We start from the raw sequence: 21,372 nt of genomic DNA, 5'->3' as shown, positions 1-21,372 counted from the left end.
TCTGAAAGATCTACGGGTGAACGGCGGGGGCGGTGCGCATGGCACCGGCCCCCGCCGTCAGTCAGCCGTGACGGAGGTGTCAGGCCTGCTCGGTCTCGGCGGCAGCCTCGACCTCGGCGGTCTCGGCGGCGGCCTCGGCCGGCTCGGCGTCCGCGGCCTTCTCGGTCTCGGCGGAGGCCTGGACCTCGGCGTCGTCCTTCTTGTCGCCCTCGAGCAGGTCGCGCTCCCACTCGGCGAGGGGCTCGCCGGCGGCCTTCTCGCCCGGCTTCGAGTCACCGGTGGCGGCACCGGAACGGGCGATGAGGCCCTCGGCGACGGCGTCGGCGATCACGCGGGTGAGCAGGGTGACGGAGCGGATCGCGTCGTCGTTGCCCGGGATCTTGTAGTCGACCTCGTCGGGGTCGCAGTTGGTGTCGAGGATCGCGACGACCGGGATGTGGAGCTTGCGCGCCTCACCGACGGCGATGTGCTCCTTCTTGGTGTCGACGATCCAGACGGCGCTGGGCACCTTCTGCATCTCGCGGATACCACCGAGGGTCTTCTCCAGCTTGGCCTTCTCGCGGGAGAGGACCAGGAGCTCCTTCTTGGTGAGGCCGGAGGCGGCCACGTCCTCGAAGTCGATGAGCTCGAGCTCCTTCAGACGCTGAAGGCGCTTGTAGACGGTGGAGAAGTTGGTGAGCATGCCACCGAGCCAACGCTGGTTGACGTACGGCATGCCGACGCGCGTCGCCTGCTCGGCGATGGCCTCCTGGGCCTGCTTCTTGGTACCCACGAACATGATGGAGCCGCCGTGCGCGACGGTCTCCTTGACGAACTCGTAGGCGCGGTCGATGTACGACAGCGACTGGAGCAGGTCGATGATGTAGATGCCGTTGCGCTCGGTGAAGATGAAGCGCTTCATCTTCGGGTTCCAGCGACGGGTCTGGTGACCGAAGTGGACGCCGCTTTCCAGCAGCTCCCGCATCGTGACGACGGCCATGGCCGTTCTCCTTGAGGTACTCGGTTCCGCGACCGCAGGATTGCGCTCGCGCCTGACGCCCCACGCGCCGTGCCACGAAGGACCGAGAGGCGCGGCCACCGTCCGCTGAGAGGGAGGTGGCGGGGCGTGCGAAGTCGACCCGGTCACCCGGGTCGCCACAAGAAGTGTACGGGACCCTTCGCGTGCCGGGTGACGGCGTTGTCCACAACCGGCGAGTACTCCACAGCCGGGGCCCGAGATCCCCGGGCCGGGGACCTCCGGGGGAAGGCTTCGGGCATGCAGCGGACAGACACGACCACGGCCCCGCCACAGTCACGGACGCCGGTACGGGCACGCGCGCGGGGACTTCTACGGGTACGGAGGCCGCTGCGGGTACGGGGGCCGGGGGCAGCCAGGCCCGTCAGGCCCGTCAGGCCCGTCAGGCCCGTCAGCGTGGTCGCATCCGTACTTCTGACGCTCGGCCTCCTGACATCCGGGGTTCCGGCATCCGGGCTTCCCGCGTCCGGGCTTCCGGCGCCGGCCGCGGCCTCCGCCCCCGGTCCCGCCCAAGCTCCGGCCCCGGGCGCCAGGACCTGGCCCCTCGCGGGCCGCCCGGTGGTCGTACGGGGCTGGGAGCCGCCCGCCGGTCCGTACGCACCCGGTCACCGGGGCGTCGACCTCGCCGCACCGCCCGGTACCCGGGTCCTGGCGGTCGCGGCCGGACGCGTCGCGTTCGCGGGCCGGGTGGCGGGGCGCGGGGTCCTCACCGTGGAGCTTGCGGAGAGCGGCGAACCGCCGCTGCGCACGACGTACGAACCCGTCCGCTCGCTGGTACGCGTCGGCGAGGAGGTCGGGGCGGGCGCTCGGGTCGCGGTGGTGGAGCCGGGCCCTTCGCACTGCGCGCGGGGGTGCCTCCACTGGGGTGTGCGGCTCGGGGACGCCTACGTCGACCCGCTCTCGCTGCTGCCGGCCGCCCTGCTGACGCGGGGCCCGTCGCGGCTGCTGCCGGTCTCGGGCGTCCCCCTGCCCGAGGAGCCGGGAAGGGGGGTGCGGGGGCGGAACGCGGGGCGGGGCGCGGGCCGGCGCGGCATCCGTCGGCGCTGAGTCCACGGCCGACGGCCCACCGGAACGGGGCGGCGGCACCCGCGCTCCCGAGCCTCCCGGGAACTCACAGAGCTCATGGAGCTCACACAGCTCACGGAGCTCACACAGCTCACGAGCTCACAGAGCTCACAGGTCATGGGGCTCACAGGTCATGGGGCTCACAGAGCCCCGAGGCCTCCCGGCCGTCCCCGTGCCCACCGGCCGGGCGGTGGGTTCAGCCCCGTACGCCGCGCAGGATCATGGCGACCGCGGTCTCGGCGATCACGCCCGGCTCCTCGGCCACGACCAGCTCGATCCGGCGTACCGCCGCGTCGACGGAGCCCTGGAGCAGCATCGCCGCGAGCCTCGGCTGGGTGTGCCCGAGGTCGCCCAGGGCCTCCACGATCATGGTGATCAGTCCGCCGTGCGCGGCCCTGATCTTCTCGCGGGCCCCGGCGTCGAGCTCGCTGGCGGAGATGGCGACCACGGCGCGGTGGCGCCGGTCCCCGACCAGTTCGAGCTGCTTGCGGACGTACGCCTCGATCTTCTCCTCGGGCGTCGTGGCCCGGGCCATGGCGTTCTCGACCTCGGCCGCCCACACGGGGAAGTCGACGGCGCAGAGTTCCTCGACGACGGCGGCGCGGGAACGGAAGTACTCGTACACCGACGACCTGGCGAGACCCGTGCGTTCGGCGAGCGCGGGGAAGGTCAACGCCTCCGTCCCGCCCTCGGAAAGCAGGGAGCGCGCGGCGTCCAGGAGGGCGCCGCGCTGCATGGTCCGGTGCTCGGCCACGGAGGCCGCTCGAATCCTGGGCACGGCTCCACTGTACGGCGGAGGGTCTGCCCGTGAAGTGCCCGACCTCGGCGTCCGGTGGAGGGAGGGCGGCCGGGGGATCCGATCAACGCCCGGCGTCGGCCAGTTTCGCGCGCAGCTGGAGGACCGACTTGGTGTGGATCTGGCTGACCCGGCTCTCGGTGACTCCGAGGACGTTGCCGATCTCGGCGAGGGTGAGGCCCTCGTAGTAGTAGAGCGTGACCACGGTCTTCTCCCGGTCCGGGAGGGTGTTGATGGCGCGGGCGAGCAGGCGTCTGAGCTCGCGGCCCTCGGCGACCTCCACCGGGTCGTCGGCGGCCGTGTCCTCCAGCGTGTCCATCAGGCTGAGCCGGTTGCCGCCTTCTCCGCCGACGTGCAGCAGCTCCTCCAGGGCCACCACGTTCGCCAGCGACAACTGGCTGAAAACAGCGTGCAGTTCTTCCAGGGCGATCCCCATCTCGGCGGCGACCTCGGACTCCGACGGGGTGCGCCGCAGCTGCGCTTCGAGCGTGGCGTACGCGCGCTCGACGTTCCGCGCCTTCTGGCGCACGGACCGCGGAATCCAGTCCAGCGCCCGGAGTTCGTCGATCATCGCGCCCCGGATGCGTGTGATCGCGTACGTCTCGAACTTGATGGCCCGCTCGATGTCGAACTTCTCGATGGCGTCGATCAGTCCGAAGACGCCCGAGGACACGAAGTCCGCCTGCTCGACGTTGGACGGGAGCCCCACGCTGACCCGGCCCGCGACGTACTTGACGAGCGGTGAGTAGTGCAGGATCAGTTGCTCCCGCAGCCGCTCGTCTCCCGTGGACTTGTAGGTACGCCACAACTCTTCGAGGGAGGAGGGGGCGGAGGGCCGCACAGTGCCACGCGCAGCGGGTGGTACTGCCGCGCGGTCAGACCCGGAGGTGTGCTGGGGCATGTGGTGCCTTGAGCCGTTCTGCCGTGAAGTACTGGGGACTTGTGGGGAGTGAAGACATGTGAGCGTAGCGTGACTGTGGCGTCGCGGCGCGCGTCGTGCAGGGGCGGGTGGAGCGCGCGGGCGCCACGCGCGCTCCCGCGGCCGGGCGTACCGGATGACCGGGGCCGATGCCGTACGCGTCGGCCCCGGGAGTGGCGCCGCGCGTACTCCGTAGGTCACCCCGCTTACCTTTTCACCCGAATGCTCCAGGTCAAGTACCGCCTCGCCGGGCGTCGTCGTTGGGTGTCGGCTTGACCGCCGGACGCCAGGTGTCGCCCTCCCGTTCGACGAACCCCAGTGAGTGAAGTTCGTACAGTCGCGCGAGCGTCTCGTCGGCCGAAGTCCCCGCGGAACGGGCGAGGTCGCGCACCCGCGCGGTCCCTTCTCGTGGCAGTGCCTCCAGGACCGCGGCGGCGACCGGGCCGAGCAGGTCCCGGGGAAGCACGGGCCCGCGGCGGAGCGGGGCGAGGTCGCCGATGTCGCCGACGAGTTCCGCCACTTCGGCCGCGTCCGTGACCAGCACCCCTTCGCCACGCAGCAGTTCGTGGACGCCGGCCGACAGTCCGCTGGTCGCGGGCCCCGGTACGCCCATGGTGAAGCGGCCGAGCCGCTGGGCTCCCCGGGCGGTCGCCAGGGAGCCGCTGCGGTATGCGGCCTCGACCACGACCGTGCCCCTGGTCAGCGCGGCGATCACCCGGTTGCGGAGGACGAACCTGCTGCGGGTCGGATGGGTGCCCGGCGGCAACTCCCCCACCAGCAGGCCCTCCGCCGCGATCCGGCCGATCAGCTCCGCGTGACCGCGCGGGTAGGGGACGTCCACCCCGCACGCCAGGACCGCGACCGTCGCGCCTCCCGCCGCCAGCGCTCCCCGGTGCGCCGCGCCGTCCACGCCGAAGGCGGCTCCGGAGACCACCACCCAGCCCCGTTCCGCGAGCCCCGCGCCGAGCGTCGCCGCCATGTGGGCGCCGTACGGGGTGCAGGCCCGCGCGCCGACCACCGCGACCGAGCGCAGCGCCCAGAGCCGCAGGTCCGGGCCGCCCCGGATCCAGAGCCCCACGGGGCGGGCGTCGCCGAGGTCGTCCAGTTGCCCGGGCCACTCCGGGTCGCCCGGGACGACGAACCGCCCTCCGGCCAGGGCCATGGCCTCCAGGTCCCTCTCCGGCTGCGCCGCGGCGGCCCGCATGCGGTAACCGGCGAGCCGCGCCTCCGTCATCCCGGGGAGCGTCCGAGGCGTTCCGTCGTACGCGGTCAGGCGTCGCAGCACCTCGACCGGCCCGTGCGCGCGCAGCCACCGGCCCGCCCGCTCGTCCCCGGGCTCGACGATCCTGGTGAGCGCGACCCGTGCCAGCCGTTCCGTCTCCGGCCCGAAACCCTCCGGGGGTACCGGGCGTTCCGGGGACCCGGGCGTTCCGGCGGTCACGACGCCCTCGCCTTCATCGGCACTCCGCGCTGGACGCCGGTGCGCAGCTCCAGGGCGACGGCCACGTCCGAGGCGTCCGGGCGGTCCACGCCCCGCAGGTCCGCGACGGTCCAGGCCACCCGCAGCACCCGGTCCAGCCCGCGTGCCGTCAGGGCGCCCCGCTCCATGTCCCGTTCGGCGGCCGTCAGCGCTCCGGGGGCGGCGAGCAGCCGGGTCCGCAGCTCGTGGCCCGGCACCTCGCTGTTGGTGGTCCAGGGTGTGCCGGCCAGCCGTTCGGCGGCGCGCGCACGGGCCTGGCGCACCCGGGCGGCGACGACGGCGCTCGACTCGCCCCGGCCGCCGCCTTCCACCAGGTCCGCGCGGGTGACCGGCTCCACCTCGACGCGCAGGTCCACCCGGTCCAGCAGTGGTCCGGACAGCCGGGCCTGGTAGCGGCGGACCACCGCGGGCGGGCACTCGCATCCGGCCCCGCCCAGGCTGTGCCGGCCGCAGGGGCAGGGGTTGGCCGCCAGCGCCATCAGGAAGCGCGCCGGCAGTCTGACCACGCCCGCCGCACGGGCCACCACGACGTGTCCGGACTCCAGCGGCTGGCGGAGGGCGTCCAGGGTCTTGGCCGAGAACTCGGGGGCCTCGTCCATGAAGAGGACCCCGCGGTGCGCCAGGGAGACGGCGCCGGGTCTCGGCAGTCCGTTGCCGCCGCCGATGAGCGACTGCATGGTCGCCGAATGGTGCGGGGCGCAGTACGGCGCGGTACTGACCAGCGGCTCGCCGGGCGGGAGGATGCCGGCGACCGAGTGCACCGCCGTCACCTCCAGGGCCTCCCGCCGGGTCAGCGGTGGCAGGATGCCCGGCAGCCGCTCGGCCAGCATCGTCTTGCCCGCGCCCGGGGGGCCGGAGAGCAGCAGATGGTGTCCGCCCGCCGCGGCGATCTCCAGGGCCCCGCGCGCTCTGCTCTGCCCCGCGACGTCGCGCAGGTCCTTGCGGTAGGTCCCGCCCGGGCCGCCGGCCGGGGCGAGCCCCGCGCCGAACCCGGAGCCGGGCACCATCAGCCCGGCGAGCAGGGCGTCGGGGCGGCTCTCCTGGCCCGCCGGTTCGTCGGGGACGGGTTCGTCGCTCAGGATCGCGATCAGTTGGCGCAGGCTCCGTACACCCAGCACCGAGACGCCCGGGACCAGCGCCGCCTCCCCGGCGGTCTGCTCCGGGACCACGACGTGGGCGTACCCCGCTTCGGCGGCGGCGAGGACGGCGGGCAGCACGCCGCGCACCGGGCGCACCCGTCCGTCCAGGCCCAGTTCGCCGACCATGACGACGTCGGCGATCGCCGACGGGTCGATCCGCTCGGCGGCGCCGAGCACGGCGCACGCGACGGCGAGGTCGAACCCCGACCCGGACTTCGGCACGGAGGCCGGGGAGAGGCCGACCGTGAGCTTCTTCTGCGGCCACTCGGCACCGGAGTTGACGACGGCCGCCCTGACCCGGTCCCTGCTCTCGACCAGGCTCTTGTCCGGCAGCCCGACCAGCGTGAAGGCCGCCACTCCTGGTTCCAGGTCCGCCTGGACCTCCACCACCACGCCTTCCACGCCGACCAGGGCGACGGAACAGGCTCGCGCGAAGCCCATCTCAGGCCACCCCCCGGGCGTGCTCGGCGACCGGGCCGCCGCGCCGGGGCACGATGACGCCGACGAGATCGATGCGGACGCCGCCGCTCGGCGGCCCGCCGTGCGCGTCGAGCCACAGCTCCGCGAGCCGCCGCAGCCGGTCCGCCTTGGCCGGGGTGACGGCCGCCATGGGGTGTTGGTACGCCGTCGATCTGCGGGTCTTCACCTCGCAGACGACGAGCGCGTCTCCGTCGCGCGCGACGATGTCGATCTCTCCGGCCCGGCAGCGCCAGTTGCGCGCCACCACGGCCATCCCCGCGTCGGTCAGCAGCCGCGCCGCCAACTCCTCGCCGTACCGCCCGAGTGCCCCTCGTGCGTTCTTCATCCGGCACCACCTCCGGCACCGACTCTGCGCGGGGCGGCCGATCCTTGTGGATCTTGGTGGACAACTTCCCGGATGTGGAAAACCCGGCCACCCCTGAGGATGACCGGGTCGCCCGGATTGACGAGCCGGGGAAACGATCCGTCCCGCGCCCGGCGCCCGCGCACTCCGTGGACCGCTCCGCACGCCCGCGGCCAGCTCACCGCCCCCGCGTCCGGCGTCCGGTGTCCGCGCACTCCGTGGCCCGCCCTCGCCGAGCGGTCCCGTCCGCGGAAAGGTTCCCGCCTTCGCGAGGCGGTTTTGTCAGCCGCCCGGAAGTTCGAGATCGCTCTTGTTGAGCTCCTCGATGTTCACGTCCTTGAAGGTCAGCACACGCACCTGCTTGACGAATCTCGCCGGCCGGTACATGTCCCAGACCCAGGCATCCGCCATGGACACCTCGAAAAACACTTCCCCCTGGACCGAGTGCACCTGCATCTCGTAGTCGTTGGTGAGGTAGAAGCGACGTTCGGTCTCGATCACGAATTTGAACAGACCGACGACGTCGCGGTACTCCCGGTAGAGCTTCAGCTCCATCTCGGTCTCGTACTTTTCGAGGTCCTCGGCGCTCATGGCATGCGTCCCCTTCAGCCGTGCGTTCCCCCATTGTGCTGCAGCCGGTGACGCCCCCGGACGTTCAGGCGATTTCGGGGGCGAGAATCAGCGGAACACTCGGAGAACCCTCGTCGAGCAGCCTGCACAGCAGCTCGGCGAGCTTGGTCGGGTACACCGTCTCACGGGTCGCCCGCAGTTCGGCGGAAGTCCACCACCTGAGACCCGCGATACTGCGACGCTCCAGGTCGGTCAGGCCCCCGAGGTCGGTGGCGGTCCGTTCCGTTCGGGCGAGAAAGTACCACTCGTCCTGTTCCCAGCGGCGCCCGTCGAACGGGAAGGAACACCTCCGCTTCCAGAGCACCGGGCCGAGTTCGACCTCCGTGATGCCGGTCTCCTCGGCGAGCTCGCGGCGGGCGGCCTCTTCGTGGCTCTCGTCGCCCTCCAGCCCCCCGCCGGGAGTGAACCACCAGGTGGTGCCGGGGTCCTCGGGCTCGAAGCCGTGCATCAGCAGAATCCGGTCCTGCGGGTCGAGGAGCACGACCCGCGCGACCGTCCGGATCTCAGCGGGCACCCGCCACCGCCTTCGCGGACTTCCCGCGCCGCGTCCGCGCCGCGATCGGCCCGTAGGCGCAGCCGGCCAGGATCAGCACCACACCCGCCACCGCGGCGCCGAGCTGAAGCGGCAACGGCCCCTGGGACGAGATGCCGCCGGGAAGTCCGGCGAACCCCTCCGGGGGGTCGAGCATGTGCCCGGACGGCCAGGCCACCGCGTCGACCCGTGCCTCGACCGCGGAGCGCGGCACCGAGCCCTGCCCCTCCTCCGTCAGATGGACGCGGGAGTCCAGGGAGATCGCACGGTCGTCGCCGAGCAGGAAGAGCTCCCCCTCGGGGACCTCCGCGCTGAATTCCGTCGAGGCGGGGGCCTGCCCGGAGGCACCGGAGGACGCCCCCGTTCCGGAGGAACCGGAGTCGCCGGACGATCCGGAACCGCTGGAACCGCTGGTGCCGCCGGAGACCCCGGAGGCACCCGCCGGTGTCCGCAGATACGGTTCCGCGATCGGCTCGTCGTTGACGGTGAGCCGGCCCTTCGCGTCGCAGCAGACCACCGTGTCGCCGCCGATCCCGATGACCCGCTTGACCATCGGGGAACCGCTCCACGCCTTGTCGGTGAAGACCACGACATCGCCGCGCCGCACCTCGTCGCCCGTGATCCGCTGCGCGAGCACCTTGGACCCGGTCTCCACGGTCGGGGACATCGACCCGGTCGGCACGGTGTACGGCCGGTACACCAGCGCGGCCCAGACGAACCCGCCGAGGAAGAGCACACAGCCGACGGCCACGACCAGGCCCGACAACACGTTGCCGAGCCGGCCGCGGCCGTCTCCCGTACGTCCTGCACCACTCATCCCAGCGTCCCCCATCGGAGATCGACAATCGCTGATCCGAGTCGGCACACTACCCGTCGGTACGCTCCCGGGTCAGCCTCCTGCGACGCCAGAGGACCAGGGGCAGCGCTCCCGCCACGCCGAGCGCGGCCGGAGCAGCCGCCGCCGCGGCGTTCAGGCCGGGCTGGTCGAAGGTGCTGGGCACGGGCAGCGTCGCCCAGCGGTTGACGGGCCAGGCCACCAGCACGGCACGGCCCACGACGTCGTCCACGGAGACGGTGCCCTGGCCCGGGAGGTTCTGGTGGTAGCGGGAGTCCAGGGAGTTCTGGCGGTGGTCTCCCATGACCCAGATCCGGCCCTTCGGGACCTTGATCGGGCCGAACGGCTTGTCGTCGCAGGGGGTGTTGCCGGGGTAGATGAACGACTTCTCGTCCAGCGCCTTCCCGTTGACCGTGACGGGGCCGTTCAGCTTGCACTCCACCGTGTCGCCGCCCACCGCGATGACCCGCTTGATCAGGTCCTTCTCCTCGGCGGAGGGCATCAGCCCGATGAAGCTGAGGAACTTCTGCGCGACGTTCGGGTCGGGCGTGGCCGTGCCCTCCAGCCAGCCGCCGGGGTCGTGGAAGACGACGACCTCGCCGCGCTCCGGCTCGGAGCCGAACCACGGGGTCAGCTTGTCCACCAGCACCCGGTCGCCGCGCTGGAGCGTGTCCTGCATGGAGTCCGAGGGAATCGAGAACGCCTGGACCAGGAAGGTCTTGATCAGCAGAGCCAGAACGAGCGCGATCCCGATGAGGAGCGGCAGCTCCTTCCAGAAGGAACGCTGCCTGGGGCCCGAGGCGGCGCCGTCCGGGGCGTCGTCATCCCCCGTCCGGTCCGCCGCCGCCTCCGAGGGGTCCCCGGTCCGTCCGGGCCGGTCCTCGGGTTCGTCGTGTCCGGATCGTGCGCCGACCGCCAAATCCCCCACATCCACTCCTCAATCCGTGCCACCGCCCGCGCCGGATGCGACGCAGGCCCATCACTCCCATAACGAGCGGGAGTTCCGCAGGGGTCGGGAGCGGGATCATTCCGTAGGGATCCTGGTGGGACACACTATGCGAGAGAGCGGGCCCGGCCGACGCTCCCGACACCGCGTCCGGGACCCCCGCGAACGCGTCGCGCTGCCCCAGCGAGGCCCAGTTCCCCACCGGCCAGGCGATGACCACGGCGCGCCCCACGACGTCCGAGAGCGGCACGGTGCCGTGGAAGCCGTTGCCGAGGTGGTAGCGGGAGTCGGCGGAATTGGATCGGTGGTCGCCCATCACGAAGATCCGGCCCTCGGGAACCTTTACCTCGAATTGGATGGCCGATGGCACATCCCCAAGGTTCAGGTAGGGCTCGTCGACGGCCACGCCGTTGACGGTGAGCCGGCCGTCCTTCCCGCAGCACTTCACGGTGTCCCCGCCGACCGCGACCACCCGCTTGATCAGGTCCTGCTCGTCGGCGGAGGGCAGCAGCCCGATGAAGGTGAGGAACTCCTTCGCCTGGCGGACCCCGACCGGCGCCGACCCGGCGTCCGCCGTCTCGCCCTCCCCCAGCCAGCCGCCGGGGTCCTTGAAGACCACCACGTCGCCCCGTTGAGGTTCGGCGTCGAACCACGGCGTCATCTTGTCGACCAGAACCCGGTCGCCGATCTGGATGGTCTGTTCCATCGAGCCGGAGGGGATCACGAAGGCCTGGACCACGAAGGTCTTGAGGAACAGGGCTATGAGCAGCGCGAAGACGAGCAGGAGGGGGATCTCGGTCACCTTGGACCTGCGGCGCCGCCGCGCGACCCGGCGCGCCAGCCTCCGGCGCTCCGCCCGGGTCGGTGCCGTGCGCCCGCGCCCGGTCCCGGAGGCGGACCGGTCCGCGTCCCCGGTGCCGTACGAGGAGTCCGCCCCGGGAGCGGAGCCGTGGGAGGGCTCGTCGGAAGCGGTGCGTCGGGAGGACTCGTCGGGAGCGGTGTCGTACGAGGACGCCTCGGGAGCGGAACCGTACGAGGGCTCTCCTCCGGGAGCGGAGCCGCTCCCGCGACCGGGGCTACCCATGCCGGCCGTCCGGCTCCGGTACGCCGTCGAACGCGCCGCCCGGACCGGCCGGGGCACCCGCCCGGCTCCAGGGCCAGCCGATCCGGTCCACCCGTCCGATCACCTTCTCCACGGGAACCATGCCGCCCCCGGGCTCCCCGAGGTGGCTGCGCGAGTCGCTGGACCGGTCCCGGTGGTCGCCCATCATCCAGAGGGTGCCGTCGGGGACGACGATGTCGAACGGCACCCGGGAGGGGGCGTCCCCCGCGTGCAGGTACGCCTCTTCCAGGGGGGCGCCGTTCACCTCCAGCCGGCCCTTCCGGTCGCAGCAGACCACGTGGTCGCCGCCCACCCCGACGACGCGTTTCACGAAGTCGGTGTCCGGGGGGTCGGCGAGCCCCAGGACCGCGGCGGCCCCCCGCAGCAGCCCGGTGACGGGGTTCCCGCCGGCGGCCTCCGGGAGGAAGGAGCCGGTGCCGTCGAAGACCACCACGTCCCCCCTCTCCGGTACGGAGCCGAAACGGTACGCCAGCTTGTTCACCAACACCCGGTCCCCGACCCGCAGCGTGGACTCCATCGAGCCGCTGGGGATGAGGAAGGGCTGCACGACGAACGCGCTGAGGAGGAGTACCGCGACCGGCAGGGCTGCACAGAGCAGGGCCGCCCGCCGTTTCGCGGGCCCGCGCCCGGCCCGCCCGCCGCCGTCCTGTCCCGGTCCACCGGACTCGCCTGCCGCACCGGAACCGCCAAAATCGCCGGAACCGCCGGGAGGCCCGTCGGGACCGGGGGACGTACCGCCGGAAGGCCCGAGGGCCCCGGAACGCGAAAAGCGCGACCGCGCCCCCGGACCTTTCGCAGGTCCGGCGGAGCGATCGCGCTTCGTGTGCTGTTCTTCCGTGTCCATCGCGGCCGAAGCTTATCCGGCCGCGCTGTGGACGCCGGTGTCAGCTCAGCGGTCGCGCTTCTCCTTGATCTTCGCGGCCTTGCCGCGCAGCTCACGGAGGAAGTACAGCTTGGCGCGACGGACGTCACCGCGGGTGACGAGCTCGATCTTCTCGAAGATCGGGCTGTGCACCGGGAAGGTGCGCTCGACGCCGACGCTGAAGGAGACCTTGCGGACCGTGAAGGTCTCGCTGACGCCTGCGCCCTGGCGGCGGATGACGATGCCCTTGAACTGCTGGATGCGGGAGCGGTTGCCCTCGATCACGCGCACGTGGACGTTGACGGTGTCACCGGCGCGGAAGGCCGGGAGGTCCGAACGCAGGGAGGCGGCGTTGACGCCATCGAGCAGGGAAGCCATGTGTGTCTGCTTTCTTCGCCGATGCCACAGGTCATCGACGGGAGATCGTCTGGAGGATCGAAGCGCTGATCACGCCGGGCGGACGTCGTTCCCCCTGTGGCAGGGGCGCACGCCGGACGTACAGCAGCTGCTCATTCTTCCACGGCGGAAGGCCTGCGCCAAAATCGGCCACCGGGCTCCGGTGCCCAGCCGAGGATCGAGAGGATCTCCCGGTCCTTCTTGTCGAAGTCGCTCGCGGCGCAGCGTTCGATCAGATCGGGCCGGTTCAGCGCGGTGCGGGCGAATGCCTGGTCCCGGCGCCACCGGGCGATCTTCCCGTGGTGGCCGGTGAGCAGCACGTCGGGGACGGCCCGGCCGCGCCACTCGGGCGGCTTGGTGTAGACGGGGCCTTCCAGCAGGTTGGCCATGGCGCCGGGGGCGAACGAGTCGTCGCGGTGCGACTCGGCGTTGCCGAGGACGCCGGGCAGCAGCCGGGCCACCGCCTCGGTGATCACGAGGACGGCGGCTTCCCCGCCGGCCAGGACGTAGTCGCCGATGGAGACCTCGACGACCGGCATGCGGGTGGCGTACTCCTCCATCACGCGGCGGTCGATGCCCTCGTACCGTGCCGGGGTGAAGACCAGCCACGGCCGCTCGGAGAGTTCGACCGCGAGTTCCTGGGTGAAGGGGCGTCCGCTGGGCGTGGGCACGACCATGACGGGGCTGTGCGCGCCGGCCTCGTAGCCGTCGGCGAGTACCTGGTCGAGGGCGTCGCCCCACGGCTCGGTCTTCATGACCATGCCGGGTCCGCCGCCGTACGGGGTGTCGTCGACCGTGTTGTGCCGGTCGTACGTCCACTGCCGCAGGTCGTGGAGGTGCACCCCGAGGCTGCCCCGGGCGCGCGCCTTGCCGACGAGCGAGACGTTCAGCGGGTCGAGGTACTCGGGGAAGATCGTGACGACGTCGAGCCGCATTACGCCTGGCCCCCCGCGCCGGTGGCGGAGCCGTCCTCGGCCTCTCCCCCGGTCTCCTCGTCGCGCGAGGAGGCGACGACCGCCTCGTTCTCGTCGAGCAGGCCGGGCGGCGGGGTGATGACGGCCCGCTGCTCCTCCAGGTCGATCTCGGTGACGATCTCCTCCACGAAGGGGATCATCACCTCGCTGCCGTCCGGGCGCTCCACGATGAAGAGGTCCTGCGAGGGCAGGTGGGTGATCTCGGTGATCCGGCCGATTTCGGTGCCGTCCGCGAGCACGACGTCGAGGTCCATCAGCTGGTGGTCGTAGAACTCCTCCGGGTCCTCGGGGAGCTCGTCCGGGTCGACCTCTGCGATCAGCAGGGTGTTGCGCAGCGCCTCGGCGGCGGTCCGGTCGTGCACGCCCGCGAAGCGGAGCAGCAGCCGGCCGCTGTGCACCCGGCCGGTCTCGATCGTGAGCGGCCCGGCGCCCGCCGGGTCGGTGGCGAGGACGGCACCGGGGCCGAGTCGCAGCTCCGGCTCGTCCGTGCGGACCTCGACGGTGACTTCGCCCTTGATGCCGTGGGCGCGGCCGATCCGCGCAACTACCAACTGCACGCTGATTCTCCGATGGGTGGGGCGGACGCGGGCGTCCGGCGGGGGCCGGGCGACAGCGCCGGGGGTACGGGAGGGCCGCCCCGGACGTCCCCCGGGCGGGTCCGGCGGACACCGCCCGGGGGCCGGAGCGACGACAAGGGCCGGGGACGGCTGTGAAGCCCTCCCCGGCCCTTGCCGGTGTTCAACTCTTTCAGCGCACCTGGTCCACGTCGACGAGGTCGACGCGGATGCCGCGCCCGCCGATGGCGCCCACGACCGTGCGCAGAGCACGCGCGGTGCGGCCGTTGCGACCGATCACCTTGCCGAGGTCGTCGGGGTGTACCCGGACCTCGAGCACGCGCCCGCGGCGCAGGTCGCGCGAGGCGACCTGCACATCGTCGGGGTTGTCGACGATGCCTTTCACGAGGTGCTCAAGAGCCTCCTCGAGCATGCTCAGGCCTCGGTCGACTCGGCAGCGTCGGCCGCCTCGTCAGCCTTCTTCTCGGACTTCTTGGCCTTCGGGGTGATGGCTTCACCCTTGGCCTCGTCGCCGTCGGAGGTCAGGGCCTCGAACAGGGCGCGCTTGTCAGCCTTGGGCTCCGGCTGCAGCAGCGGCGCGGGGGCCGGGAGACCCTTGTGAGCCTGCCAGTCACCGGTGAGCTTCAGGATCGCGAGGACCGGCTCGGTCGGCTGGGCGCCGACGGACAGCCAGTACTGCGCGCGCTCCGAGTTGACCTCGATGCGGGACGGGTTCTGCACCGGGTGGTACAGGCCGATCTCCTCGATGGCCCGGCCGTCACGGCGGGTACGGGAGTCGGCGACGACGATGCGGTAGTGAGGCGAACGGATCTTGCCCAGACGCTTCAGCTTGATCTTGACTGCCACGGAAGTGGTGTCTCCTGGTCTTGACGTGGTTGGGCACAAAAGATGCCACGTGGGGTTGCGGTACTCGGGTGCCCGACGGACGCGTCAGCCGGAGGAGAGAGGGGTCCTGTGCGACTGTCGAGTACAGCTGTCCATTGTGCCACACGCCATCGGCTCACCCCACCGCGACGGTGGCTTCCGGGATCCGGAACGGCTTTCCGCAGCCCCCGCAGACGATCGGCGCCTGTGCGAGGACCGAGGGGACGACCCGGACGTTGCGTCCGCAGTCGCAGACGGCCTTGACCCGGACGCCGCCGCCGGACGAGCCGTGCCGGGCCGCCGGGCCCCGGAAGGACCGCTTGGTGTCGGCGGCCGTCGCCACGGTGTGCGCCTTGAGCGCGCGCTGGAGGCGCTCGGCCGTGGGCCGGTACCGCCGCTTCGCCTCCGGGTTGAGGGTGACCAGCGAGAAGCCGCTGCTGGGGTGCGGCTCCTCGGTGTGGTCGAGGCCCAGCTCTTCGGCGATCGCGAGGAAACGTCGGTTGTGGTAGCGGCCGGCGCGGGAGGTGTCGCGGACACCTCGGGCGGCGGCGATGCCGTGGACTGCCTCGTGGAGCAGTCGCTCGAAGGAGAGTTCGGCGCCACAGGCGGACGAGGACTCTCCGATCAGGGACTCGGGTGCGGCGAGATCGGGCAGCTCGGGGTGGTACCGCTGAATGTCGGCCCACGCCTGCGCCAGCTCTGCGGCAAGTACAGGTGGTGTCGTGCTCACGTCGTGATAACGAGCCTGGGGGCCCCGGTGTTCCTATTCCGGGGCATCCCAAATAATTTGCACGTACCAGCCGGTTGGCGGCGATGCCCCGTGTACGCGGGCGGGTACGCCGATCTGCGGAGAAGCCTCACAGCTCCCACCAAGGTCGTACGTAATAACGCGTAGACGCTCTGGTCGGACCGGACGGGTCCGTACCGCTTTCACACGCTTTCGCGAACGCCGGAGCCGGGCCGCGGGCCCGCGCGGAATCCCGCGGCGTGGCTCGGGGCCGAAGGACACCGTCCGGCCCGCGTGGTCGGGGCGAGGCTACCGCTCCCGCCGCCCGAACGGAGCACCGGCCCCGCCCCACCGCTCGCGGACACGGCGGGGCGCAGCCGCGGGTGGTCCGCCCGAGCTGCGTGACCACCCGCGTGACCACGGCGTACGCGGGTCCCGGGGTGTTCGAGGTGCTGCGCTCCGGGTGTCGGGTGAGACTGGGCGGAAGGAACGGGAGGCTCGCGTTCCGGATGGCCGCCGCCCACCGCGGACCACCGGACCCGGGCACCACCCGGCGGACCGCAGGGTCCGCGAAGCGAGTCGGTACCGCCTTCCCAACGGCGAGAGTCGGCGGTGCGGCGCACCCCCGCCCCCACAGGGCGCATGACCGGGGCGCGCAATGAATGACCCTGCGCCCCCTGGACGCGGCGGCCGATGCGCAGTTCTCTGACATACGGGGATGCGGACGCCCGCACGCGGGGGCGCCCATTCGGGCACGACCGAACCCTCTTGGCGATTGGGGTACATCCATGACACCAACGCTCGTCCGGAACCACAGGTACGCGGACACCCCCGCTCCGGTGGACACCGGTACCCGTGCCCGCGACTGGGCAGAGATCCAGGAGCGGATGCTGTCACCGCTGTACGAAGCGGTCTACGAACGGCTCGAAGTCGGGGCCGGTACGCGCATGCTCTCCCTCGGCTGCGGTTCCGGTCTCGCCCTGCTGATCGCGGCGGCCCGCGGAGCCCGGGTCACCGGGGTGGACACCGACCACGACCGGCTCGCCCTGGCCCGGGAACGGCTGCTGCCCCCGAGCATGGAGGGGCCGGGCGGAAGAGCCGGGCCGGACGTCCGGTCCGCGGGCGCACCGGCGCGCCTGGTCGACGGGCTCCCGGCGGCGGCGCCCGCGGACGGGGCACCGTACAACCTGCTCACCGCCTTCGACCCGATCGGCTGCACGGCGGGCGACGGGGAGGAGCTCACCCCCGCGCTGGAGTCCGCCGTACCGCTGGCGGCCCGGGGCGCGACGGTGGTGCTGACCGGCTGGGGGCCGCCCGAGCGGTGCGCCACGGCGGCGGTGCTGGAGGTCGCGGACCGGCTCGCGAACCCGTCCGGCGGCGCGCGCTCCGGCGCCCGGCGCCCGGCCCGGCGGGACGACCTGGAGGAGGTCGCCTCGCGGGCGGGACTGAAACCGGACGGCTCGGGCCGGGTGTCCTGCCCGTTCGGCTACGCGGACCTGGACAGCGCGGTCCGCGGGCTGCTCTCGACGGGGCTCTTCGACGCGGCGGTGGCGGCCACGGACCGCGGACAGGTCGCCAAAGAGGTCGCCGAGGCACTCCATCCGCACCGGCGCTCCGACGGCACGGTCTGGATGCCGAACGTATTCCGCTACCTGGTCTGCGTCTGCTGAGGCCCGCTCCCGGCACACGGGAACGCGCGAGGGGCGGACGGGACGGTCCGCCCCTCGCACAGTGGCGCGCGGAGCGTCCGCTCACGCCGGATGCGGCTTCTCCAGCCGGGTGATCCCCGCCGCGCGGTACGCCTCCGCCTCCTCCAGCGTCTCGTTCGCCAGCAGCGCCTCGGCGAGCGAGTCGAGCCGGCCGCGGTTCTCCCGCAGCAGCCGGCAGGCGTCCTCGTAGCACTCGTCGACGATGCGCCGCATCTCCTCGTCGATCGCGTCCAGCGTGGCGGGCGCCGCCGAGAGCCCGTACGCCTGCTGGGCGTCGGCCGGGATGGCCGTGAGGCGGCCGACCCGGTGGCTCATCCCCCAGCGTCCGACCATGCCGCGCGCCAGACCGGTGACCTGTTCCAGGTCGCTCTCCGCGCCCGTGGTGATCACGTCGTAGACCACGTGCTCCGCGGCCATGCCGCCGAGGGCGCCGATGATCCGGCCGCGCAGGTAGTCCTCGGTGTACGCGTACTTGTCGGCGTCCGGGGTGGAGAGCGTCACGCCCAGGGCCCGGCCGCGCGGCACGATGGTGACCTTGCGCACCGGGTCGGCCCCCGGCTGGAGCATGCCGAGCAGGGCGTGGCCGCTCTCGTGGTACGCGGTCCTGCGGCGCTCCTCCTCCGGCATGACCAGCGGGCGCTCGGCGCCGAGCTGGACCTTCTCCAGGGCCTGGGAGAGGTCCGTCTGCTCCACCGCGGCCCCCTTGCGCTTGACCGCCAGCAGCGCCGCCTCGTTGGCGAGGTTGGCGAGCTCGGCGCCGGTCATGCCGGGGGTGGAGCGGGCCACCCGGGACAGGTCGACGTCGTCGGCGAGCGGGATCCGCCGGGTGTGGATCTTCAGAATGGCCTCGCGTCCGCCCCGGTCCGGCGGGCTGACCTGGACGATGCGGTCGAACCTGCCGGGCCGGGTGAGGGCGGGGTCGAGGACGTCGGCCCGGTTGGTCGCGGCCAGCACGACCACGCCCTCCGAGCCGGAGAAGCCGTCCATCTCGGTGAGGATCTGGTTGAGGGTCTGCTCGCGTTCGTCGTGGCCGCCCATACCGGCGCCCCCGCCCCTGACGCGGCCGATGGTGTCGATCTCGTCGATGAAGACGATGGCGGGCGCGACCTTGCGTGCCTCCGCGAAGAGCTCGCGCACCCGGCCGGCGCCGACGCCCACGATCATCTCGATGAACTCGGAGGCGGACGCGGAGAAGAACGGCACCCCGGCCTCCCCCGCGACGGCGCGCGCCAGCAGCGTCTTGCCGGTGCCGGGCGGCCCGGCGAGGAGGACCCCGCCGGGCATGCGGGCGCCCATCTTCCGGTAGGCGTCCGGGTTCTTCAGGAAGTCGACGACGTCGTTGAGCTCGCCCTCCACCTCGTCGATGCCCGCCACGTCGGCGAAGGTGGTACGGGTGCCGCTCTCCAGGGCGACCGGTTTGGGCGGCGCCTTGCGCCCGAAGCCGCCCAGGCCGCCGCCGGGGCCGCCGCGCGACATCCGCCGGGCGATGAACACCCAGAGCAGGACGAGGAGCAGCATCGGCGCGAGCGAGATCAGCAGGTTGGCGAGGAAGCTGCGCTGCTGGACGACCGGTTCGGCGGTGACGGTGACGTCGTCGTCGACCAGTTCGTCCCAGAGGTTGTCGTCGGCGAAGGCCGGACGCTGGGTGGTGAACTTGGTGTACTCGGTGTCTTCGCCGGGGACCTTCGCCTTCTTCTTCAGCTCGCCCTGGATGGCGTCGCCCTTGGAGTAGATCTTGGAGACGTTCCCGGCGCCGACCTGCTTGGTGAACTCGGTGTACGCGATGGTCGGCTCGTCGTCGCCGTTGAAGAAGGAGAGCACCAGGTTGGCGAGGAGGTAGACGATCAGCGCGGTGAGCAGCAGCCGTCCCCAGCCGCCGGGCATCTTCCGCCGCTGCGGCGCCGGCGGCGGCGCTCCCTCGGAGCGCCAGGGCTGGTCGGGGCGATCGCGGGGAGGTACGGGGGTGGTCACACGCTCTCCTCTGCCGACGACCGTGAGTGGCGATATTCGCGACATTAGGGGAGAACACGCCCCAAAGCTCCCGGAGAGTCCACTCCATGGGCCGTACGCGGCACGCCGAAGGGGTCGCACGCGGGCCGCGCCCGGCACGCCGAAGAGGCCATGCGCCGGCCAAGCCCGGTACGCCGAAGGGGCGCGCACCGTCGTGGTGCGCGCCCCTTCTCACGTACTGCCGACGCCTCGGACCCGGGCGTCCCGCGGCGGTCAGCCCATGAACTTCTTGAACTCGTCCGGCAGCTCGAAGTCCTTGCCCGGCGTGCCCTGGTCCGGCACGCCGAAGGCGTTGCCCTGGGCCGAGGCCTGCTCGCGGCGCTCCGCGGCGGCCTGCTCCTCGGCCTTGCGCTTCATCGGGTTGCCGCTCTTGCGCTTGCCCTTGGCCTGCTTGACCTGCTTCTTCTGCCGGCCGGGGCCGCCACCCATGCCCGGCATCCCCGGCATGCCGGGCATGCCGCCGCCCTGGGCCATGCGCGACATCATCTTGCGGGCCTCGAAGAAGCGCTCCACGAGGTTCTTCACCGCGGAGACCTCGACGCCCGAGCCCTTGGCGATACGGGCCCGGCGCGAGCCGTTGATGATGGTCGGCTCGGCGCGCTCCTTGGGCGTCATCGACTTGATGATCGCGGCGGTGCGGTCGACGTCGCGCTCGTCGATGTTGGCGATCTGGTCCTTGATCTGCCCCATGCCGGGCAGCATGCCGAGCAGCTTGGAGATGGAGCCCATCTTGCGGACCTGCTCCATCTGCGCCAGGAAGTCGTCGAGCGTGAAGTCCTTGCCCTTGCTCGACGCCAGCTTGGAGGCCATCTTGGCGGCCTCTTCCTGGCTGAACGTCTTCTCCGCCTGCTCGATGAGGGTGAGCAGGTCACCCATGTCGAGGATGCGGGAGGCCATGCGGTCCGGGTGGAAGGCGTCGAACTCGTCGAGCTTCTCGCCGTTGGACGCGAACATGATCTGCTTGCCCGTGACGTGGGCGATCGACAGGGCGGCACCACCGCGGGCGTCGCCGTCGAGCTTGGAGAGCACCACGCCGTCGAAGCCGACGCCGTCGCGGAAGGCCTCGGCGGTGTTGACCGCGTCCTGGCCGATCATCGCGTCGACGACGAAGAGGATCTCGTCCGGGCTGACGGCGTCGCGGATGTCCGCGGCCTGGCGCATCAGCTCCTGGTCGATACCGAGACGGCCCGCGGTGTCGACGATGACGATGTCGTGGACCTTGTTCTTGGCGAACTCGATGGAGTCCTTCGCCACCTGCACCGGGTCGCCGACGCCGTTGCCCGGCTCCGGCGCGTACACGGCGACGCCCGCGCGCTCGGCGACGACGCTCAGCTGGTTGACGGCGTTGGGGCGCTGGAGGTCACAGGCGACGAGGAGCGGGGAGTGCCCCTGCCCCTTGAGCCAGAGGCCGAGCTTTCCGGCGAGGGTGGTCTTACCGGCACCCTGGAGGCCCGCGAGCATGATCACGGTGGGCGGGTTCTTCGCGAACCGCAGCCGCCGGGTCTCCCCGCCGAGGATGGAGACGAGCTCCTCGTTGACGATCTTGACGACCTGCTGGGCCGGGTTCAGCGCGCCGGAGACCTCGGCGCCGCGCGCCCGCTCCTTGACGTTGGCGATGAAGGCACGGACCACCGGAAGCGCGACGTCCGCTTCGAGCAGGGCGATACGGATCTCGCGAGCCGTGGCGTCGATGTCCGCCTCGGACAAGCGGCCCTTGCCCCGGAGGTTCTTGAAAGTCGCGGCAAGGCGGTCGGAGAGAGTATCGAACACGGCGCTCGTCGGTCCTCAGGGTCGGGGGCGTGGCAGGTCGCCTACTAGAGTATCCGGCCCGGACGAGCGGCCGTCCTCGCCGGTGGCGATCGGTACGGAGCGGGGGTGGGCGGGCCGCACGGAGCAGGAGGCCGACGGGCGGGGGGGGGGGGGGGGGGAACCCCCCCCCCCCCCCCCCCCCC

General features: G+C 72.2%; 22 protein-coding genes. 2 read left to right on the top strand and 20 right to left on the bottom strand.

Annotated elements, in window-relative coordinates; all coding sequences use genetic code 11:
- Nucleotides 1-79: 79 nt before the first annotated feature.
- Nucleotides 80-979 carry a 30S ribosomal protein S2 gene (rpsB, locus tag ACFWEE_RS30475; RefSeq protein WP_266709663.1) on the bottom strand — a complete coding sequence of 300 codons (900 nt, stop codon included), beginning with the start codon at nt 977-979 and terminating at the stop codon, nt 80-82.
- A gap of 276 nt (nt 980-1,255) precedes the next feature.
- Between rpsB and ACFWEE_RS30470 the strand changes: the two genes are divergently transcribed.
- Nucleotides 1,256-2,062: a murein hydrolase activator EnvC family protein gene (locus ACFWEE_RS30470; protein WP_386894060.1), complete on the top strand. Its 807-nt coding sequence runs from the start codon at nt 1,256-1,258 to the stop codon at nt 2,060-2,062.
- 214 nt (nt 2,063-2,276) lie between these two features.
- Here the strand turns inward: ACFWEE_RS30470 and ACFWEE_RS30465 are convergent, their stop codons facing one another.
- The 17 genes from ACFWEE_RS30465 to ACFWEE_RS30385 all read right to left on the bottom strand — a co-directional run bounded on the left by ACFWEE_RS30465 (nt 2,277) and on the right by ACFWEE_RS30385 (nt 15,704).
- Nucleotides 2,277-2,834 carry a helix-turn-helix domain-containing protein gene (locus ACFWEE_RS30465; protein WP_327180181.1) on the bottom strand — a complete coding sequence of 186 codons (558 nt, stop codon included), beginning with the start codon at nt 2,832-2,834 and terminating at the stop codon, nt 2,277-2,279.
- 106 nt (nt 2,835-2,940) lie between these two features.
- Nucleotides 2,941-3,777, bottom strand: a complete 837-nt coding sequence (whiG, locus tag ACFWEE_RS30460; protein WP_327178240.1) for an RNA polymerase sigma factor WhiG — start codon at nt 3,775-3,777, stop codon at nt 2,941-2,943.
- A 250-nt stretch (nt 3,778-4,027) separates the two neighbouring features.
- Nucleotides 4,028-5,140 (bottom strand): DNA-processing protein DprA, encoded by a 1,113-nt coding sequence (gene dprA / locus ACFWEE_RS30455; protein WP_386894081.1) that lies wholly within the window; start codon nt 5,138-5,140, stop codon nt 4,028-4,030.
- Nucleotides 5,141-5,232: 92 nt separating this feature from the next.
- Nucleotides 5,233-6,855, bottom strand: a complete 1,623-nt coding sequence (locus ACFWEE_RS30450) for a YifB family Mg chelatase-like AAA ATPase (protein ID WP_386894058.1) — start codon at nt 6,853-6,855, stop codon at nt 5,233-5,235.
- 1 nt (nt 6,856) lies between these two features.
- A complete protein-coding gene (locus ACFWEE_RS30445; RefSeq protein WP_327178238.1) occupies nt 6,857-7,219 on the bottom strand; it encodes a YraN family protein in 363 nt (120 codons plus the stop codon).
- Nucleotides 7,220-7,519: 300 nt separating this feature from the next.
- Complete coding sequence (locus ACFWEE_RS30440; RefSeq protein ID WP_043444228.1) at nt 7,520-7,828, bottom strand: DUF2469 domain-containing protein; 309 nt, start codon at nt 7,826-7,828, stop codon at nt 7,520-7,522.
- A gap of 64 nt (nt 7,829-7,892) precedes the next feature.
- Complete coding sequence (locus tag ACFWEE_RS30435) at nt 7,893-8,381, bottom strand: NUDIX hydrolase (RefSeq protein ID WP_386894055.1); 489 nt, start codon at nt 8,379-8,381, stop codon at nt 7,893-7,895.
- Nucleotides 8,371-9,216: a signal peptidase I gene (lepB, locus tag ACFWEE_RS30430; protein ID WP_386894053.1), complete on the bottom strand. Its 846-nt coding sequence runs from the start codon at nt 9,214-9,216 to the stop codon at nt 8,371-8,373. The genes ACFWEE_RS30435 and lepB (ACFWEE_RS30430) overlap by 11 nt, the downstream gene beginning before the upstream one ends.
- 49 nt (nt 9,217-9,265) lie before the next feature.
- On the bottom strand, nt 9,266-10,153 hold the full coding sequence (gene lepB, locus ACFWEE_RS30425; protein ID WP_386894079.1) for a signal peptidase I: 888 nt from the start codon (nt 10,151-10,153) through the stop codon (nt 9,266-9,268).
- Nucleotides 10,056-11,264, bottom strand: coding sequence for a signal peptidase I (gene lepB / locus ACFWEE_RS30420; RefSeq protein WP_386894051.1), 1,209 nt, complete (start codon nt 11,262-11,264; stop codon nt 10,056-10,058). Before lepB (ACFWEE_RS30420) ends, lepB (ACFWEE_RS30425) begins: the two co-directional genes overlap by 98 nt.
- The gene (gene lepB / locus ACFWEE_RS30415) at nt 11,257-11,901 is read right to left on the bottom strand and encodes a signal peptidase I (RefSeq protein WP_386894077.1); all 645 of its coding nucleotides are present in this window, start codon (nt 11,899-11,901) and stop codon (nt 11,257-11,259) included. Before lepB (ACFWEE_RS30415) ends, lepB (ACFWEE_RS30420) begins: the two co-directional genes overlap by 8 nt.
- Before the next feature lie 291 nt (nt 11,902-12,192).
- Entirely contained in the window at nt 12,193-12,543 is a 351-nt protein-coding gene (gene rplS, locus ACFWEE_RS30410; protein ID WP_266709644.1) for a 50S ribosomal protein L19, read from the bottom strand.
- Nucleotides 12,544-12,674: 131 nt separating this feature from the next.
- Nucleotides 12,675-13,496 carry a tRNA (guanosine(37)-N1)-methyltransferase TrmD gene (gene trmD, locus ACFWEE_RS30405; protein ID WP_386894048.1) on the bottom strand — a complete coding sequence of 274 codons (822 nt, stop codon included), beginning with the start codon at nt 13,494-13,496 and terminating at the stop codon, nt 12,675-12,677.
- Nucleotides 13,496-14,092, bottom strand: a complete 597-nt coding sequence (gene rimM / locus ACFWEE_RS30400; RefSeq protein ID WP_386894046.1) for a ribosome maturation factor RimM — start codon at nt 14,090-14,092, stop codon at nt 13,496-13,498. The genes trmD and rimM overlap by 1 nt, the downstream gene beginning before the upstream one ends.
- 190 nt (nt 14,093-14,282) lie before the next feature.
- Entirely contained in the window at nt 14,283-14,522 is a 240-nt protein-coding gene (locus tag ACFWEE_RS30395; protein WP_014153811.1) for an RNA-binding protein, read from the bottom strand.
- Between the two features lie 2 nt (nt 14,523-14,524).
- Complete coding sequence (rpsP, locus tag ACFWEE_RS30390) at nt 14,525-14,956, bottom strand: 30S ribosomal protein S16 (protein WP_386894044.1); 432 nt, start codon at nt 14,954-14,956, stop codon at nt 14,525-14,527.
- A 154-nt stretch (nt 14,957-15,110) separates the two neighbouring features.
- A complete protein-coding gene (locus ACFWEE_RS30385; RefSeq protein WP_386894042.1) occupies nt 15,111-15,704 on the bottom strand; it encodes a hypothetical protein in 594 nt (197 codons plus the stop codon).
- A 785-nt stretch (nt 15,705-16,489) separates the two neighbouring features.
- Between ACFWEE_RS30385 and ACFWEE_RS30380 the strand changes: the two genes are divergently transcribed.
- On the top strand, nt 16,490-17,371 hold the full coding sequence (locus ACFWEE_RS30380; protein ID WP_386894040.1) for a methyltransferase domain-containing protein: 882 nt from the start codon (nt 16,490-16,492) through the stop codon (nt 17,369-17,371).
- 81 nt (nt 17,372-17,452) lie between these two features.
- Here ACFWEE_RS30380 and ftsH read toward each other — a convergent pair whose 3' ends face one another.
- Nucleotides 17,453-19,381, bottom strand: a complete 1,929-nt coding sequence (gene ftsH / locus ACFWEE_RS30375; protein ID WP_386894038.1) for an ATP-dependent zinc metalloprotease FtsH — start codon at nt 19,379-19,381, stop codon at nt 17,453-17,455.
- A 252-nt stretch (nt 19,382-19,633) separates the two neighbouring features.
- On the bottom strand, nt 19,634-21,190 hold the full coding sequence (gene ffh / locus ACFWEE_RS30370) for a signal recognition particle protein (RefSeq protein ID WP_386894036.1): 1,557 nt from the start codon (nt 21,188-21,190) through the stop codon (nt 19,634-19,636).
- Nucleotides 21,191-21,372 lie beyond the last annotated feature (182 nt).

Origin of the sequence: Streptomyces sp. NPDC060184, from assembly GCF_042728795.1 — a bacterium.
In the GTDB taxonomy this organism is placed as follows: domain Bacteria; phylum Actinomycetota; class Actinomycetes; order Streptomycetales; family Streptomycetaceae; genus Streptomyces.
This window is presented reverse-complemented; position numbering and strand designations above follow the sequence as displayed.

Bases quoted from the DNA above. Each gene is read 5' to 3' on its own strand.
- rpsB (WP_266709663.1), bottom strand. From the start codon at position 979: ATGGCCGTCGTCACGATGCGGGAGCTGCTGGAAAGCGGCGTCCACTTC.
- ACFWEE_RS30470 (WP_386894060.1), top strand. From the start codon at position 1,256: ATGCAGCGGACAGACACGACCACGGCCCCGCCACAGTCACGGACGCCG.
- whiG (WP_327178240.1), bottom strand. From the start codon at position 3,777: ATGCCCCAGCACACCTCCGGGTCTGACCGCGCGGCAGTACCACCCGCT.
- ACFWEE_RS30450 (WP_386894058.1), bottom strand. From the start codon at position 6,855: ATGGGCTTCGCGCGAGCCTGTTCCGTCGCCCTGGTCGGCGTGGAAGGC.
- ACFWEE_RS30445 (WP_327178238.1), bottom strand. From the start codon at position 7,219: ATGAAGAACGCACGAGGGGCACTCGGGCGGTACGGCGAGGAGTTGGCG.
- ACFWEE_RS30440 (WP_043444228.1), bottom strand. From the start codon at position 7,828: ATGAGCGCCGAGGACCTCGAAAAGTACGAGACCGAGATGGAGCTGAAG.
- lepB (WP_386894053.1), bottom strand. From the start codon at position 9,216: ATGAGTGGTGCAGGACGTACGGGAGACGGCCGCGGCCGGCTCGGCAAC.
- lepB (WP_386894051.1), bottom strand. From the start codon at position 11,264: ATGGGTAGCCCCGGTCGCGGGAGCGGCTCCGCTCCCGGAGGAGAGCCC.
- rplS (WP_266709644.1), bottom strand. From the start codon at position 12,543: ATGGCTTCCCTGCTCGATGGCGTCAACGCCGCCTCCCTGCGTTCGGAC.
- trmD (WP_386894048.1), bottom strand. From the start codon at position 13,496: ATGCGGCTCGACGTCGTCACGATCTTCCCCGAGTACCTCGACCCGCTG.
- ACFWEE_RS30395 (WP_014153811.1), bottom strand. From the start codon at position 14,522: ATGCTCGAGGAGGCTCTTGAGCACCTCGTGAAAGGCATCGTCGACAAC.
- ACFWEE_RS30380 (WP_386894040.1), top strand. From the start codon at position 16,490: ATGACACCAACGCTCGTCCGGAACCACAGGTACGCGGACACCCCCGCT.